Origin of the sequence: Vibrio sp. RE86 (assembly GCF_013114545.1) — a bacterium.
Classification (GTDB): Bacteria; Pseudomonadota; Gammaproteobacteria; order Enterobacterales; family Vibrionaceae; genus Vibrio.
This window is the reverse complement of sequence record NZ_VTXI01000007.1, coordinates 1-16,482: the sequence shown is the minus strand read 5'-3', so window position 1 is coordinate 16,482 and position 16,482 is coordinate 1. Positions and strand designations below refer to the sequence as shown.

The following is a 16,482-nucleotide window of genomic DNA, read 5'->3' as shown; positions in this document are numbered from 1 at the left end:
AATGGATCAGCAAGTGACTGCGCAGGACGTACTAAATTTTTGGTTTAACGAATTAGAACCTAAAGACTGGTTTGTGAGCAGTGAATCTGTAGACCAAACAATCACAGAAAGATTTTCTGCCCTGCTTCAAAGTGCCGCGCAGTGTGAGCTTGTTGATTGGCGAGATTCAGCCAAAGGACGACTCGCTGAAATCATCGTACTGGATCAGTTTTCCCGTAACATCTATCGCAATACCGCAGGGGCATTTTCGCAAGACCCTTTAGCACTCGCCCTTTCGCAAGAAGCTATCGCACTCGGCAAAGATAAAGAACTCAGTAGCACTGAGCAAGGCTTCCTCTACATGCCGTTTATGCATAGCGAGTCGGCCGCTATTCACCAACATGCGGTCGATCTGTTTAACAAACCTGGACTTGAAAACAACTACGACTTCGAACTCAAACACAAGGTGATCATTGATCGCTTTGGCCGTTACCCCCACCGTAATGAAATACTGGGACGTGAAAGTACACCTGAAGAGGTCGAATTCCTCACTCAGCCAGGATCTAGCTTCTAACGTCTTCGTTAGGGTTCAAGTTTCAAATAACAGGGCGGTCATGCCACTGCCCTGCTTTTAAACCGCACTATCAATAACTGCGACTGACAAATTCCACTTCTTCCACTTGTCGAAGCTTATTGGTGTATGACGCAAGCGTGTACATCACATTTGCTAGCAAGTTAGCGTAGCGAAACAAAATCGGTGCTGGAGATTTCTTTCCTGAATGTTCAATCATCACTAATGCTCGTATAATCTTCTTGGCTTGCGTTCGGCAAAGGTGTAATTCAGCGGAAATCGGATGACCGCCAGGCAAAACGAAGCCTCTGAAGCCACCATCAAGTTTATCTCTAAGTACGTTATAGTCTTGATAAAGCTCAGCCAATTGCTCCTCGTCAATCGCCAACTTACCTCTGACCGAGCCATTGAGGTGATAAACATTTGGTTGAACTCGACTCAAGACATCGCGGCAGAGATCATCAAGATCCATCGTCAACACCAATCCAATGCGACTGCATAGTTCATCCGCCGCAATTTCAAAATCACAGACAGGGCTGTCTTCATAAATAAATGGGTAACAGATTTCTCCGTGATCTTTACTCACTGGACGCATAACTTTTCCTTGGCAAAAATAAAGGAGCCATTGCGGCTCCCTCTGATGTGTTCTAGATTACTCGTAAATGGTAAGAATCTAAATAACGAAATGTCTTATTCGTTCGACACTTTTTTATGGCCTTCTTCTAGATGAACGAAGTCCACTAGGTCATCGCCAGACACTTGGTACGCTTGGCCAAAGCCTTTGACGAATAGACCCTGTTCTGCTTTCAAATTAAATAGCACGAAATCTTGCAGTTGACTTAGGCCATCAATAATCTCACCAAAACGCTCTTTCATTTGACCAACAACTTGCTGCCATTGCTCTGATTCGCGTTCAACAACACTCGCAACCGCATCAAAGGTAAGACGCTTACGAGCGAACAACTGCTTAGATGAATCTTCATCTTCAATCATCATGATTGACACATTCGGGTTTACTTGCAGGTTACGAGCATGGCGCGCGATTTCTGAGATAAGAACGAAGTAGCCCTCTTTGTTTTGAACATAAGGGGCGTAGCTTACGTTAGGTCGACCATTTTCATCGACAGTCGCTAGTTGAAGCGTGCGGCGCTCTTGGCGAAACTCTTTAATCTCTGGCCCCAGACGTCCTTGCAGGCGCTCTTGTTTTACTTGTTGATCCATTTTGAAACTCCTAACTTTATCTTATTATTTTTTAAATTCTTGTTGCCACTGTTTGAACGTAGTGACTTGTTCTTCAATCAATTCACGCTTTTCATTTCGGCCTAAGTACACCTTAAATATGTTGTTCCCTGCTTCACAGAAGAAACCAAAATAGTGACTTTCTCGGCCCATGAACGGCTTACTTACCAAAGCAATATTCTTAATGTTGTCCAATTTAAGGTGACCATGCAGCTCACCTTCACGGCCCATCAAGTTGTAGTAACCACGAGCGACTTTACCCTTTGGAAATGGCGCTTTTACTTCAAAAATTGAGCCAAATGAGTGGACAATTGTTGTCACTGGGCCAAAGCCAACTAAGCTCTCTAGCACCGCTTGTGCTTGCTCGCCGCCAACCAGTGCAACCATCTCATCAGGTAATGCTGCTACGGCTTCAAACTCTGACACGTTAAGCTGCTCTGCGATTGCCGCAGGAAGTAACTTGGGCTCTTGCTCAATCAATTGAGCCACTTGCTGTTTTAATGATTCCATCATTGTTTCCATTTAAATCGCCACCGCAATCGGGGCATTTTTTTCTTTGTACGTAGACTGTAGTACTTGAATACATGCTTGCGCCAAGCTCACGGCCCAAAATTGGCCTGCCAGCGTCAGCGTTAAATATTGACTCTCAACGACCACTAACCCCTTGCGTTGCCACTCTTCGAACAACGGTCGCAAGAAATCAAAGGCTTTAGTGCCCATGAAATCAGGAAGGCGTTCACGAGAAAGGACACCCTTATCAAAACCAGACTTCAACCCTGCGAAAATAGGTTCTAACGCGTGCTGTTTCGTCATCATTGCAACGACTGAGTCACCAGATTTCATCGCAGTCATATAGGTTTCTAATGTGCGGTGGTTCATCATTCCATAGCCACCGATATTGCCACCTGCTCCGCAGCCAATAGGCAAGACTTCAGCATACGTTTTCGCTAGCGAGTTATATTGGCTACGCTCTCGATTATCTCTTGCCCAGTGGTTCACACTTAACTGGCGCATGTGGTGCTTACGCATAAAGTCTGACCCTAGCTTGTACATGGCCGCTTTATCTGGAGAACTTGCTGGTGCAGGAATTTTCCCTTTATCAACCAAGTTGATCATCGGCGCATTGCCGCCAACCACGAGTTGATAAAGGTCTAAACCATGAGCCCCAGTAGACAAGTAGTCTTTCAGATCTTGTTCAAACACCTCAATATCTTGATAAGGAAGCCCATAGAGCAGATCTAGAATGATTGGAGCCTGGTCGGTTTGACTAAGAGACGTGACTCTTTCTAATACCACTTCACGATCATCAAGCCTCTTAGCACTGCGTCTGACTTTGGTATCAAAGCTTTGGATACCGAATGAAAAGCGATTGAAACCACCGTCCAATGCTCGTTCAAACATCTCATCACTAAAACGATTGATGCGTCCTTCTAGAGTGATTTCACAGTCAGTTGCTAGCGGGAAATTCTGTGATATTGCTTTGCCCAGTCGCTCAACTTGCTCAGGCGAAAGGTCAGTTGGCGTCCCTCCACCAATATACACAGCGTGGAAAGTGCCGGATTGAGTCCATGGCATAGCTGCTTTTTGCTCAATCTCGACCATCAGCGCATCAAAGTAATCATCCACTAGCTTGCGGCTTGCTGCATTTTGAAAGAAGTTGCAAAACGTGCAGCGAACACGACAAAAAGGAATATGGATATATAAGCATCGCTTATTGTTTTTCGTTACTTCTTGCGAATAGAGCTTATCAAGAGTAGCAATCTTCTGATCAGGCATAATTGGAGATGCCATTCCACCAGCATGAGGCGACGCTTTTTTAACAAAAGCGAACTTCAATGGATCGGGGGTATTAGCCCCAACAATTGATTCATCAAATTTATAAATATCCAGCATTTCATAAACCTTTCAGCGCTTGTCAGCTCTAGCTTCACGCCCAAATCTCATAATCTGGAAAGGATCATAAAATGACGATAATGATAATGCAATTGATAATTGATCTTATTTGTATTGTGAGTAATAATCCCCATCGTTCTGTAACAGCAAATCATCCCAGAGAGGTCAAAGTGAACGTCAAGCGATACACCATAGCCGGCGGCATTTCTTTAGCTGTCCATGCTGCGTTCATGTTCGTCGTGCAAGAACCAAAGGCGTTCGCGATGCCCGCTGGTGCGCAATCAACCTCTGTGTCCATTAACTTTAAGGCGGTAAGTGCCCCCGCGCCTGAACCAACACCTGTTGTAGAAGAGCCTGTAACCAAAACAGAGCCAGTTCCTGAGCCCCTAAAACCGGTTGCACTACCAGAACCTAAAAAAGTCGTTAAGAAAGCGAAACCAGTTAAGAAACCGGTAGAAAAGAAAACACCAGTCAAGAAAAAGCCTGTCGAGAAGAAAGTCGTCAAGCAAACGCCTAAAAAATCTGAGGCACCCAAAAAGCCTATCGAAAAACCCGTTGAAAAGGTTGCTAAAGAAGACTCAAAATCCGTTGAGCAAGCCAAACCACAACAGGTTAATAATGGTGCAACGTCACAGCCGGTCATGATTACTAAACCGTCGTTTTTGTCGCGTCCGAGCGCACCTAAATACCCTCGCCTTGCACGTAAGCGTGGCGTTGAAGGCGTTGCCCTTTATGAAGTATGGCTCGATGAAGATGGTCAACAAGTAAGACAAGTTCTGATTTCTTCTTCTGGCGCGACCATGCTGGATAAGTCAGCGCTAGACGCAATCAAAAAGTGGAAATTCTCTCCTCACACTGTTGGTGGTCACAAGATGGCACACCGAGTTCAAATCCCAGTTCGTTTTAAGTTGGATCGATAATGGAACAATTACACCAAATACAACAACAGCTTGGCCTAATGGCATGGCCGCTAATTATCTGCTCAGCATTAACATTGATGATCATTGCAGAACGACTATTCCAAGTTGTGATAAGTCTTGGCGTTGGCAAGCGCGCCATTCGTCAGGAACTAAAACAGATCAGTCCAACCAGTAGCAAAGAGATTGAATCGTTAGTCGACAAACTCTCTCCACGACGCCCTTTGCTTTATAAAGGGGTTGCCATGATTCTTGCCCACCACTCTTTCTCAAAAAGCTTACGTGAAGATGCGGCAGGCATTTGGCTGCAAGAGAAGCGCCACCAGCTTAACTCTGGTCTTCGCTTACTTACATTAATTGGCGTGATCAGCCCACTGATTGGGTTGTTAGGTACGGTACTTGGCCTGATTGAAATGTTTAAAGGCGTAGCGGCATCGACAGGAAGTATTACTCCAAACGATCTTGCCGAAGGCCTAGGCCTTGCGATGCGCACGACCGCTGCTGGCCTGTTAATAGCGCTACCCGCCATTGCTGGCGCTCAGTTACTTGGCCTTTGGGCTGACAAAGTGATGGCAAAGCTAGAGCATACATTGAACTACGTGAACCTTTGGTTGGAAGGGATCAGCTTGCAGCACGTCACTCCTGAAGCAGGTTCACAACCGATGTCGAACATTGAGGCGGCATCATGATCAAAGTCAAACAGGAGGAAAACCGTTTTGGTTTAACCCCAGATCTGACGCCGCTGCTCGATATCATTTTTATCGTTATGGTGTTCCTAATGCTGACTGCAGCAGTAAAACTTGAATCACTTGAAGTAGACCTTCCTACTTCAGATTCAAGCGCCGTATCAGAAGTGGATACCAAGTCGTTGACCATCAATATTCTTGATCAAGAGCCTCATTGGGCGATTGACAGTAAAGAGTATATTGATTGGGAGAATTTCACGATTGCTCTTTTAGAGGAGCATCGCTCCAACGCTCAACCTATTGTCATAGGTGCAGAAAAAACCGCCGACGTTCAATACCTCGTTAAATTACTCGCATTCCTACAAGAAAACGGCATTCAAGCCACACAGCTTCTCACGGAAGAATCAAAATAATAGAGTCAGACATGAACAAGAAAACCATACTCAACACGATTGCAGCCCTATCCCTTTCAGTTATCGCATCAACATCACTGGCGAACGAAAAAATCATCAGTGCAGGCAGCGCCGTCACTGAACTCATTTTTGCGCTTGAGCAACAAGATAAATTGGTCGCTGTCGATGTGACCAGTGAACTGCCAAGCGAATCTCAACTGCCAACCGTTGGTTACCATCGTCGCCTATCTGCTGAAGGCTTATTGGCACTTGGCGCAAACCGTTTAATCGGCTCGGATGAAATGGGCCCAGAAACAACGCTAAATCAGCTGCGCTCTGCTGGCGTAAAAGTCGATATCGTCAATACTAAATCCACTCCAGAAGGCCTGTTAGAACGTATTGATGAAATTGCTGAACTCACAGACTCTAAAAGCCGGGCTGAAAACCTGAAACAAGAAGTGAACGCAAAAATAGCGACACTTGAAAGTAACAAAACCGAGCAGCAAAGCGCGAAAAAGGTTTTGTTCCTGCTGATTCATGAAGGCCGTCCAGCCAACGTTGCAGGTCGTGACACGACACCAAATGCGATCATCGAACTAGCAGGTGGTGTCAACCCTGCTGCCGAGCAACTCACCTCTTACAAACCTTTGTCAAATGAAGCCATCATTGAAATGCAACCCGATATCATTCTTGTAAGTGGACGCAGCTACCACAAACTCGGTGGTGCAGATGAAATCTTGAAGAAACTACCGATGCTTGCAGCTACTCCAGCAGGCCAAAACAAGCAGTTTGTTCAAATCGATGGCCATGCCCTTGTGGGTGGTTTAGGACTTAAAAGCTTGTCAGAAGCTGCGCGCCTTAGCGAACTTCTAAAGTAACGGGTCGAATCCATGCTATTACGCCGCTTACCTCTATCTCTTATTGTCACGCTGTTTGGCCTTTCACTGCTTGCAACCACGATTGGTTCTGTCACTGTGGGACCAATGAACATCGGGTTTTGGGACAGCGTTCAAAGCCTTGTGTTTCGCTCTCAAAATCTTGCTCCGCATATCAACTTGGTTATCCATGAAATACGTTTTCCACGCACTATTTTATGTATGCTCGTCGGTGCCATTCTTGCTGTGTGCGGTACTGTTATGCAGGGGCTATTTCGCAACCCACTCGCGGAACCTGGCATTATTGGGGTTTCTGCAGGTGCATCGCTTGGCGCTGCGCTTGCAATTGTTTTGTTTGCGGATATCAGTGAGCAATACCCTCAATTTATGAACGTTGCCGCAGTACCCCTGTTCGCCTTTCTTGGCGGGGCGTTAACGACAATACTCGTCTACAAGATGGGCACAAGCAAGGTGGGAACGTCGGTCACCATCATGCTGCTTGCCGGTGTCGCAATCAGTGCTTTGTCTGGCGCTGGTATCGGATACATGAACTTTGTCGCCGACGATCAAATGTTGCGAGATCTCTCTTTGTGGTCGATGGGCTCACTGGCCGGTGCCAACTGGACTAGCATAATTCTCTGCTTAGTTACGCTGCTTATCCTAATGTTAGTGTTTATGCGCAAAGCGATGGCACTTAACGCTCTGCTGCTTGGCGAAGCAGAAGCAAACCATCTAGGCATTCCGGTTCAAAAACTGAAACGCCAGCTTATCCTCCTGACAGCGGTTGGCGTAGGTGTGACCGTGAGTGTTTCAGGAATGATTGGATTCATCGGCTTAGTGATCCCTCACTTGGGCCGAATGCTATCTGGCCCAGATCACCGCACCTTAATACCAATATCGGCTTTGATGGGCGCACTATTGCTTACCTTTGCAGATATGTTCTCTCGTGTTGCCGTTGCTCCGGCGGAACTGCCTGTTGGTATCGTTACCGCATTGATTGGCGCACCTTTCTTTATCTACCTCCTATTTCAACAAAAAGGGAAAATTATCTGATGAGTAACGTTGTCCTTTCAGGTAAAAATATCTCGATTAAGTTTGGCAAACGCACGGTACTAGATGATATCAACATTGATATAAGAGCAGGAGAAGTGACAACTCTGCTTGGGCCAAATGGCGCAGGAAAAAGTACCCTATTGAAGTTACTTTGCGGCGAGATCCCATCACGTTGTGATATTTGTTATTTTGGTACAGCTAAATCAAGTTGGCAGCCAAATACTCTGGCTAAACATCTCGGTATGTTGCCTCAGCACAGTACATTGAGTTTTCCTTTTTTAGCGCGAGAAGTCGTCGAACTGGGCGCAATACCACTCAATGCACCGAATAAAGAGACACACGCCTTAGCAGACAAATATATGGAGATGACGGACGTCACTCACCTCGCTGATAGGCTCTATCCATCTTTGTCTGGGGGTGAAAAGCAGCGTCTTCACCTCGCCCGCGTGCTCGTGCAACTGGATCAAGCTAAGGATAAAAAGATCCTTATGTTAGATGAACCGACTTCAGCACTCGACCTAGCCCATCAGCACAATACGTTGAAAATCGCCCGTCACCTGGCGGATGAGTTTAATACTGCAGTGGTCGTTGTCTTGCATGACCTCAACCTTGCAGCGCAATACTCTGACCGACTGGTTGTGCTTCATGACGGTAAGCTGGTTTGTGACGACTCACCTTGGAAGGCGCTGACTTCTGAGATGGTTGAAAGCGTTTATGGCTACCAATCAACCATCGGCAAGCACCCAACCCTAGACTTCCCCGTCGTCTACCCCTCTTCTTAACCAAATAAAAAGATTCGACCTAAAATGGCCGGATCTTTTTATGCGATTCAAGTCAACAATTCGCTCTTGCAATTTAGATAATCCGAACCGCACATCAGTTTATAAGCTGACAACTGGAATGAAGTACTGTAAAATACAGATTCATCTAGGGGGAGTGATGTCTATTTTTGTTCGATTAATCACAGCTGTTTTATGCTTAGCTTTTAGTTTTGGCCAAAGCTTTGCCAGTGAAACTCAGTTGACAGTGTTCAACTGGGCTTACTATTTATCCCCCGCTGTGACTGAAAAGTGGCATGAAAAAACCGGTGTTGTCGTCGAAGAAGCTCACTTTGATGACGATGTCGAAAGAGATCGTATCATTAACGGTCGTTCGGGTAAGAATCTTGATATTGTGGTTTTGGATGAAATCGCTAGCCACAATTTTTTGAAAAGTGGCAAGGTTCTCGATCTGAGCAATTTCAACATCCTAGGCCGAGAACATATTTCACCCATCATGCAGCAACAGTGCGGTAAAGCGGGTATTCCATATTTTTGGGGTACCTTGGGCATGGTTTACCGCAAAGACTTATACCTTACCCCACCAACGTCATGGAATGAGATAGTCAAACCAAAACCTGAGAACGCTCAACATGTTCTCATGATGTCTGATTACACCGACATATTACTGCCATCACTATTTTTAAAAGACTTTCCTGTTAGGTCTACCGACCCCTCGCAACTTAAATCGGTTTATCGAGAGTTAGAGCAACTCATCCCTGATGTATTAGCTTTCGACTATGTACTGAGTTACGCCGAACAGAATCCAAATAAAATTGCTGATATCCACGTTGCAATGGCGTATTCAGGAGATGAACATACGCTAAATGCAATGAACGCTCAATTTGAGTGGGGATTTGTTACGCCAAAAGAGGGCACCATTATTTGGGTGGATTGCCTTGCTGTATCAGCCAACAGCGACAATATCGAACAAGCAGTTGCGTTCATTGATTTCGTCACGCAACCTGACAACGCCGCCTTAAATGCTTCAGAGCTAGGACATTGGAGCACCAGTGCGGAAACAGTAGATTTTATTGGAAGTGATCCTGAAAGGATTTCAAAGAAGACGTTTAATAACGCTCAATACTATATGGATATGCGCAATATCCCAATGACGCTGCGTCATCGTATTGCGAGCTCAATCATCACTCAACATCAACGTTATCAGTATGAAGAATAAATATTTAAAACTTGCAGCAATGGCAGCAGGTCTGCTCAATATCAGTTACGCTAATGCCAATTTGCACATCTATATGTGGGAAGACTCCATCGCTGAAAGCGTCCTATCTCGGTGGGAATCAGAAAATTCTCAAACGATACAATCGTCGTACTTTGACAACGACGATGAACGCAATAAGTTAATGCTTAATAGCCAGAAGTTACCCTTCGACATAATCACCTTAGACAATGTATCTGCCGGAATCTATGGCAATGACGATACCTTGGTTCGGCTTGATGACCTACCCAACACGTTGAATAATGACAAAAGGTGGACTCAAGCTTGTGGAGATTACGCCGTACCCTACTTCTGGGGAGCACTTGGCTTGGCTTACAGGAAAAGTAAGTTTGAGGAAGCCCCAGCGAGTTGGAAAACCATCACTTCTCCGACCGAGGAGCTAAAAGGTCATATCGGCATGTTGGCAGATACGGTGGAAACTCTGCTACCGTCTCTATTAACTATGGGCTATGCGGGGAACACCTCTTCACCTTATGAGCTCAAAAAAGCCTATGAACACACCCTAGAACAACTCACCGACTTTCTCACCTTCGAGTATGCAATCAGCTACATTCGCACAACCGCCAATCCACAAGATTTGCACATTGCGATGGCATACAGTGGTGATCAATTTGCTTTAAATAACTTTTTACAAGAGGGCGATTGGGCGTTTGTAATACCTGATGAGGGCAGCTCAATTTGGGTCGATTGTTTGGCGATAAACTCTGTATCTCCCAATATCGAGCAAGCCAAAAAGTTTCTTAACTATCTGATGGATGCACAAATTGCCGCATTGAATGCTGAAGAAATTGGCGTGGCTACCCCCAATTTAGCGGCATACCAATATCTGCCGAAAACCTACTTAGAAGATAAAACACTGTTTCCAAGCCAGGAAGTGTTAGATAAAAGCTACATTGACCAACGACTAAGCTCTGCTAACTCGACACTTAGAACTAAGGTCATCAAAACGATTTTGAAGAAGTATGAAACTCAGCACTAAAATTCTTATATTGATTGCTCCTGCCATCCTAATTAGTACGGCGGTATCGAGCTATATTATCTTCTCGATACAAAAAGATGCTCTAATCAAACGGGAAGAGAGTTACCTACAACTGAGAATGGAAAAGCTATCAAGCCACTTCCAACGTTCAGTTTCATACTTGAACAGCTTCTCTTATTCACTGACACAAAATCATGTTATTGAAGATTACTTTAATGACTTGGACAACCCGTACCGTGAACTGGAGCTTATTGATACTCTTCAAGAGAGCATCCATGAGCTTCAATACAGTAAAGAGACGTTTATCAACCTCTCTTTGCTTGATGGTAGGAAGAACGTCTTATACTACGCAGAGAGCAGTAACGATCCTTTTGCCGATGTTGATCCAAAAATCATAGATTTCGTTCGTCATCAGGAAAAAATAGATCCGAGCTTCTCGCATTCAGGCTTTACCCATAACTCATCGGGTGAAGGGATGTTGGTACGCTACGACGTTTTAGATAAACGAACCGGAAAAAAACCGCTACGCTATGAACGCGATAATATCTTCTTTGTTATTGTGTCGGTCTCTCTCGATTCTTTTAACGAATTGAGAAGAGAAATCGAGTTCGATACTCAGAGCAATATTATTTTTAGTAATACTCAGCGAACTAAGACCCCAACATTTCAAGGCGCAATTTCGGTTCAGCTATCCGATGATATTACTGTTACGGTTGACCCTGCCAAGTATCTGATTGACAACAAAGTGAGTAAGGTCTGGCATAACCTTATGGTCTCGTTTTCAATCGCGGGATTAATTACTATCGGAGTTATTCTTTCGATTTTGTATCAGTACGTCATTAGGCCGATCAGCGTGCTCGACCGACAACTACAAGAAGTAGAGAAACGCGATCGTAAAAACATTCAAAAGTTAACGTCTAAAGATGAAATAGCCCGTTTATCTGTGCGTCTATATGACATGTACGAGGAGTTAGATGAAACCTACCAAAAAACGCGTATTCAAGCAGAGCGTGATTCATTAACCCAATTATTAAATCGCCGTCAATTCCAGCATCAGACTCAAGGTCTGATCACTGAAAACACAAACCAAAATAACATTTGGGTGTTTTATATTGACCTAGATAACTTCAAGTTCATTAATGATAAGTACGGCCATAGCGCAGGTGATAGTTTGCTTATGGACCTTGCGCACTATCTCCACCAGATTGGTGAACAATACAGTGAAGACAAGAGCGTGAACACACTAGTCTCTCGCCTATCGGGGGATGAGTTTGCCATTGCTCTGCAAGCGCCTACCGCATACAGAGACATAGCCCATCAATTCGTTCAAGACATCTTGGCACCAAGCTGGGGCGACGTACATGCCATGATGAGCAGCTCTCCTTTAACCATGAGTATTGGTATTGCGAAGTACCCTAGTGATGGAGACAACATTGAAAAACTACTCTCTAATGCCGACACTGCGATGTACCAAGCTAAGCTCAAAGGCAAAAACGGGTATGCTTATTTCTCAGAATCAATTAATCAAATGGTTCAAAGACGTGCCTCTATTGAACAAGCATTGAGAGAGCCTTCATTAGAAAATGAACTGTACCTAAACTTTCAGCCTTATATTAGTTCCAGCACTAACAAAATTGTTGGTGCTGAAGCACTTATACGCTGGCAATCTCCAACACTTGGACAAGTATGGCCTGATGAATTTATCCCGCTAGCAGAAGATAAAGGGCTGTATGAGCGAATCGATCGCTGCGTGATCGATAAGGCGTTTGCAAGCTACCATGAACTGGAAGCCGTATTTGGTAAAGGCTTCAAACTCTCTATTAACCTATCTTCAGCTGAGCTAAATAGCATCGAGCTTGCTGGTTACATAGAAGAGAAACGTAAGTTGCACCAGTTGGACTCTGATTATATTGAGTTTGAGATTACGGAGACATTCTCGAACAACAGTGCTGAGTTGCCTCTATTAGATGCTCTTTCGAACCATGGATACCGACTCGCGATTGATGATTTTGGCTCGGGCTACACATCCTTGACTCAATTAGTGCAGTATCCGGTACAAAAAATTAAGTTTGACCGCCTGTTCCTCAATACATTAGTGGAAACGAATAATCAGCATGTACTCAAACCGCTGATCGAGCTTTGCCATTCACAAGACAAATTGGTTACCGCTGAAGGTATTGAAGATATTGCTATGCACAACTGGCTCGCTGAATATGGCTGCGACTTAATGCAAGGTTTCTTCTATGGGAAGCCAATGAGCATTGTCGAGTTGCATTCTTGGGCTCACACATACAGCAAGGCGGATTAGATTCGCCTTGCTGTAGAAACGCTAAAGTAAACTGCGGCGAAGCCCTGCCCGTTCCAACACCCGGGTCGATATCTCTTCAACCGACAAAGAAGAGGTGTTGATATATGGAATGGCCTCTCGGCGGAACAAAGCTTCAACGGTCTTGAGTTCATGTAGGCACTGTTCATTGCTGGCATAGTCGCTGCCAGCAAGTCTGTTTTCACGAATCTCTGTTAATCGTTCAGGGTTGATCGTTAGCCCGAATAACTTGTGGCGATGAATTTCAAACTCTGGCAGTAGCTTCATCCGTTTAAGATCATCATCAATAAACGGATAGTTCACCACACGTAATCCAAACTGCATTGCCATGTACAAACTGGTGGGTGTTTTCCCACTGCGAGATACCCCAAGTAAGATAATATCCGCCTCTTCCAACCCCTTTAGAGTAATACCATCATCGTGAGCAAGCGTGTACTCAATAGCCGCTATGCGATCAAAATACTTATCGGAATCTTTCCCTACACTGCGTGAGCGCTGCAACTTGGGTTTGGGCTCCATCTGAATATCGTCTTGTACCTTCTGCACAATACTTTCTAATACGTCATAACCAAAAGCGTTCGATTCAAGCAGCCTTTGACGATATTCAGGGATCACGATAGAGAAAAACACCAGAGGTTTAATGCCATGATTCCGGTAGGAAGTTTCAATTTCTTTTATTAGGTCAGTTAATTTGTCTTCACTTTCAATAAATGGAAAGGTTTTTTCGTTGGCTTTAAATGGGAATTGACCCAGAACAACATGCCCTAAGGTTTCACATGTTATGGCCGTTCCATCAGAAACATAGAATACATCACGACTTTGAATATCAATTTGCATTTTATTTTAAACTTTAAAATTATTTTGAGTAGGATAGTAACCATAATATCGATAATAAAACCCGGCTTGCTGTTACGGCCCCCACAGCTTTTGAAATTCCTCGTGAATTTTTTTGAGCTAACACGTAATCGTTTGCCACCCCTACAAAGCTGCAATGTTTCTGGAGAAAGACATGCAAAAGAACACCCTCTGGTTCAACGGCCTATCCATGGAAGATGTCGACAAAGTCGGCGGTAAAAACGCTTCTTTAGGAGAAATGGTCTCTAACTTATCCAATGCTGGCGTATCTGTGCCAAACGGTTTTGCGACCACCTCCCACGCATTTAACCAGTTCCTTGATTATGAAGGCTTGGATGACCGTATCCACCAACTACTCGATGAACTTAACGTTGAAGATGTTGACGCCCTGCGTAAGACAGGTGCTACCATTCGTCAATGGGTTTTAGATGCCCCTTTCCCTGCTGATCTTGAGCAGGACATTCGCGAAAACTATCAAGAGCTGATTAATGGTAACGATGAGCTTTCGGTTGCTGTTCGCTCATCAGCAACAGCGGAAGACTTGCCAGACGCCTCGTTCGCGGGTCAGCAAGAGACTTTCCTAAATGTGAAAGGCATTGATGCGGTTCTTGAAGCGACCAAACACGTCTATGCGTCGCTATTTAACGACCGAGCAATCTCTTATCGCGTTCACCAAGGATTTGATCACCGTGGTATCTCGCTCTCTGCGGGAATTCAACGCATGGTTCGTTCTGACAAAGCGTCTTCAGGTGTGATGTTTACCCTAGATACCGAATCAGGATTTGATCAAGTAGTCTTCATCACCTCCTCTTGGGGTTTAGGTGAAATGGTTGTTCAGGGCGCAGTTAACCCTGATGAGTTCTACGTGCATAAACCAATGCTTGAAGCGGGCCACTACCCTATCGTTAAAAAGACGTTTGGCTCAAAGCTTATAAAGATGATTTACTCAACAAACCAAGAGATTGGCAAGCAGGTTGATATTATTGATACATCATCTGAAGAGCGCGATACATTCTCTCTAAATGATGAAGAAATCAAAGAACTTGCGAAACAAGCAATGATCATCGAGAAGCACTACCAGCGTCCAATGGATATTGAGTGGGCAAAAGATGGTATCGATGGCAAGCTATACATTGTACAAGCTCGTCCAGAAACGGTCTGCTCTCAGAGCGAACAGAACGTTATCGAGCGTTATGAGCTTAACAACAAAGCTGACGTTCTTGTAGAAGGCCGTGCAATTGGCCAGCGCATTGGTTCAGGTCCAGTTCGCTTGGTTGATTCTCTTGACCAAATGTCACTGGTTCAAGAAGGCGACGTTCTCGTTACAGATATGACAGACCCAGACTGGGAACCTGTGATGAAGAAAGCCTCAGCTATCGTAACCAATCGTGGCGGCCGCACTTGTCACGCTGCGATCATTGCTCGTGAGCTTGGCATTCCAGCTATCGTTGGCTGTGGCACTGCAACCAATGAACTTACTGATGGCGCAACCGTCACGGTATCTTGTTCTGAAGGCGAGACAGGTTATGTCTACAACGGTGAGCTAGAGTTTGAAATTAAGCGCTCTGCGGTTGATGAACTGCCATTGCTACCAACAAAAGTGATGATGAACGTTGGCAACCCAGACCGAGCGTTCGACTTTGCTCAAATCCCAAATGAAGGGGTTGGCCTTGCTCGCTTAGAGTTCATCATTAACAAGATGATCGGTATTCACCCGAAAGCACTGCTGAATTTTGATGAGCAGAGCGACGAGCTAAAAGCTGAGATCAGCCAACGCATTCGCGGATACAAAGATCCTATCGATTTCTATGTCAGCAAATTGACTGAAGGCATCGCCACTATCGGCGCGGCATTCTGGCCGAAACGCGTCATTGTTCGTATGTCAGACTTTAAGTCGAATGAGTACAGCAACTTGGTAGGCGGTAAAGCGTTTGAACCGCACGAAGAGAACCCAATGCTTGGTTTCCGTGGCGCTTCTCGCTACATCTCTCCTGTCTTTGAAGATTGTTTCGAGCTTGAAACCCAAGCGATCAAGCGTGTTCGTAACGAAATGGGTCTTAAAAACGTCGAGATTATGATCCCATTTGTACGCACACCAAGCGAGGCGGCGTCGGTTATCGATCTACTCGCTAAGTTTGATCTGCGCCGTGGCGACCAGGGTCTAAAAGTAATCATGATGTGTGAGTTGCCATCTAATGCCGTACTTGCAGATGAGTTCTTGAAGTACTTCGATGGGTTCTCTATCGGCTCAAACGATATGACTCAGCTTACTCTTGGTCTTGATCGTGATTCGGGCGATGTGGCTCACCTGTTCGACGAACGCAACCCAGCCGTTAAAGCCATGCTGCAAATGGCCATTGATGCTGCGACCAAAGCGGGTAAATACGTCGGTATATGTGGGCAAGGCCCATCAGACCATGATGACTTGGCTGAGTGGCTGATGGAGCAAGGCATTAGCTCTGTATCCCTAAACCCTGATACAGTCATCGATACGTGGCTAAAGCTTGGTAAAGTAAGCAAGTAACTCACTAATAAACGACAAAGGCTTCCAATTCGGAAGCCTTAATTATATGGTCCGCCTCACTCTCAAGCCCTACGCTTAGAGTAGGCTCTCAAAACGAGGTGAACCATATGTCTACCATCCACATTTTAGGTATCGATT

General features: G+C 45.0%; 16 protein-coding genes. 11 read left to right on the top strand and 5 right to left on the bottom strand.

The annotated features are described in order from the left end of the window. The first annotated feature begins 1 nt into the window (after window position 1). Window positions 2-553 carry a DUF924 family protein gene (locus F0231_RS08685; RefSeq protein ID WP_171759339.1) on the top strand — a complete coding sequence of 184 codons (552 nt, stop codon included), beginning with the start codon at window positions 2-4 and terminating at the stop codon, window positions 551-553. A 70-nt stretch (window positions 554-623) separates the two neighbouring features. On the opposite strand, the gene F0231_RS08680 is transcribed toward F0231_RS08685, so the two are convergent. The 4 genes from F0231_RS08680 to hutW all read right to left on the bottom strand — a co-directional run bounded on the left by F0231_RS08680 (window position 624) and on the right by hutW (window position 3,682). Then, the gene (locus F0231_RS08680; protein WP_171759338.1) at window positions 624-1,145 is read right to left on the bottom strand and encodes an ATP:cob(I)alamin adenosyltransferase; all 522 of its coding nucleotides are present in this window, start codon (window positions 1,143-1,145) and stop codon (window positions 624-626) included. A gap of 95 nt (window positions 1,146-1,240) precedes the next feature. Next, complete coding sequence (gene hutZ / locus F0231_RS08675) at window positions 1,241-1,771, bottom strand: heme utilization protein HutZ (protein WP_171759337.1); 531 nt, start codon at window positions 1,769-1,771, stop codon at window positions 1,241-1,243. A 24-nt stretch (window positions 1,772-1,795) separates the two neighbouring features. After that, entirely contained in the window at window positions 1,796-2,299 is a 504-nt protein-coding gene (gene hutX, locus F0231_RS08670; RefSeq protein ID WP_171759487.1) for a heme utilization cystosolic carrier protein HutX, read from the bottom strand. 12 nt (window positions 2,300-2,311) lie between these two features. Beyond that, complete coding sequence (hutW, locus tag F0231_RS08665; RefSeq protein ID WP_171759336.1) at window positions 2,312-3,682, bottom strand: heme anaerobic degradation radical SAM methyltransferase ChuW/HutW; 1,371 nt, start codon at window positions 3,680-3,682, stop codon at window positions 2,312-2,314. Between the two features lie 170 nt (window positions 3,683-3,852). On the opposite strand from hutW, the gene F0231_RS08660 reads away from it, so the two are divergent. From F0231_RS08660 to F0231_RS08620, 9 genes are all read left to right on the top strand, one after another. Further along, window positions 3,853-4,602, top strand: a complete 750-nt coding sequence (locus F0231_RS08660; RefSeq protein ID WP_171759335.1) for a TonB family protein — start codon at window positions 3,853-3,855, stop codon at window positions 4,600-4,602. After that, window positions 4,602-5,288, top strand: a complete 687-nt coding sequence (locus F0231_RS08655; RefSeq protein WP_171759334.1) for a MotA/TolQ/ExbB proton channel family protein — start codon at window positions 4,602-4,604, stop codon at window positions 5,286-5,288. Before F0231_RS08660 ends, F0231_RS08655 begins: the two co-directional genes overlap by 1 nt. Beyond that, a complete protein-coding gene (locus tag F0231_RS08650) occupies window positions 5,285-5,698 on the top strand; it encodes a biopolymer transporter ExbD (RefSeq protein WP_171759333.1) in 414 nt (137 codons plus the stop codon). Before F0231_RS08655 ends, F0231_RS08650 begins: the two co-directional genes overlap by 4 nt. 11 nt (window positions 5,699-5,709) lie before the next feature. Beyond that, window positions 5,710-6,555 (top strand): hemin ABC transporter substrate-binding protein, encoded by an 846-nt coding sequence (locus F0231_RS08645; RefSeq protein ID WP_171759332.1) that lies wholly within the window; start codon window positions 5,710-5,712, stop codon window positions 6,553-6,555. Between the two features lie 12 nt (window positions 6,556-6,567). Beyond that, the gene (locus tag F0231_RS08640; protein WP_171759331.1) at window positions 6,568-7,605 is read left to right on the top strand and encodes an iron ABC transporter permease; all 1,038 of its coding nucleotides are present in this window, start codon (window positions 6,568-6,570) and stop codon (window positions 7,603-7,605) included. Next, a complete protein-coding gene (locus F0231_RS08635) occupies window positions 7,605-8,387 on the top strand; it encodes a heme ABC transporter ATP-binding protein (RefSeq protein ID WP_171759330.1) in 783 nt (260 codons plus the stop codon). The genes F0231_RS08640 and F0231_RS08635 overlap by 1 nt, the downstream gene beginning before the upstream one ends. Window positions 8,388-8,544: 157 nt before the next feature. Beyond that, window positions 8,545-9,603: a PotD/PotF family extracellular solute-binding protein gene (locus tag F0231_RS08630; RefSeq protein WP_171759329.1), complete on the top strand. Its 1,059-nt coding sequence runs from the start codon at window positions 8,545-8,547 to the stop codon at window positions 9,601-9,603. After that, window positions 9,593-10,639, top strand: coding sequence for a spermidine/putrescine ABC transporter substrate-binding protein (locus F0231_RS08625; RefSeq protein WP_171759328.1), 1,047 nt, complete (start codon window positions 9,593-9,595; stop codon window positions 10,637-10,639). Before F0231_RS08630 ends, F0231_RS08625 begins: the two co-directional genes overlap by 11 nt. Beyond that, entirely contained in the window at window positions 10,623-12,947 is a 2,325-nt protein-coding gene (locus tag F0231_RS08620; RefSeq protein ID WP_171759327.1) for a bifunctional diguanylate cyclase/phosphodiesterase, read from the top strand. Before F0231_RS08625 ends, F0231_RS08620 begins: the two co-directional genes overlap by 17 nt. A 21-nt stretch (window positions 12,948-12,968) precedes the next feature. Here F0231_RS08620 and F0231_RS08615 read toward each other — a convergent pair whose 3' ends face one another. Then, window positions 12,969-13,802, bottom strand: a complete 834-nt coding sequence (locus F0231_RS08615) for a pyruvate, water dikinase regulatory protein (RefSeq protein WP_171759326.1) — start codon at window positions 13,800-13,802, stop codon at window positions 12,969-12,971. A gap of 172 nt (window positions 13,803-13,974) precedes the next feature. Here F0231_RS08615 and ppsA point away from each other — a divergent pair, with 172 nt between their 5' ends. Continuing rightward, entirely contained in the window at window positions 13,975-16,344 is a 2,370-nt protein-coding gene (gene ppsA, locus F0231_RS08610) for a phosphoenolpyruvate synthase (protein ID WP_171759325.1), read from the top strand. Window positions 16,345-16,482 lie beyond the last annotated feature (138 nt).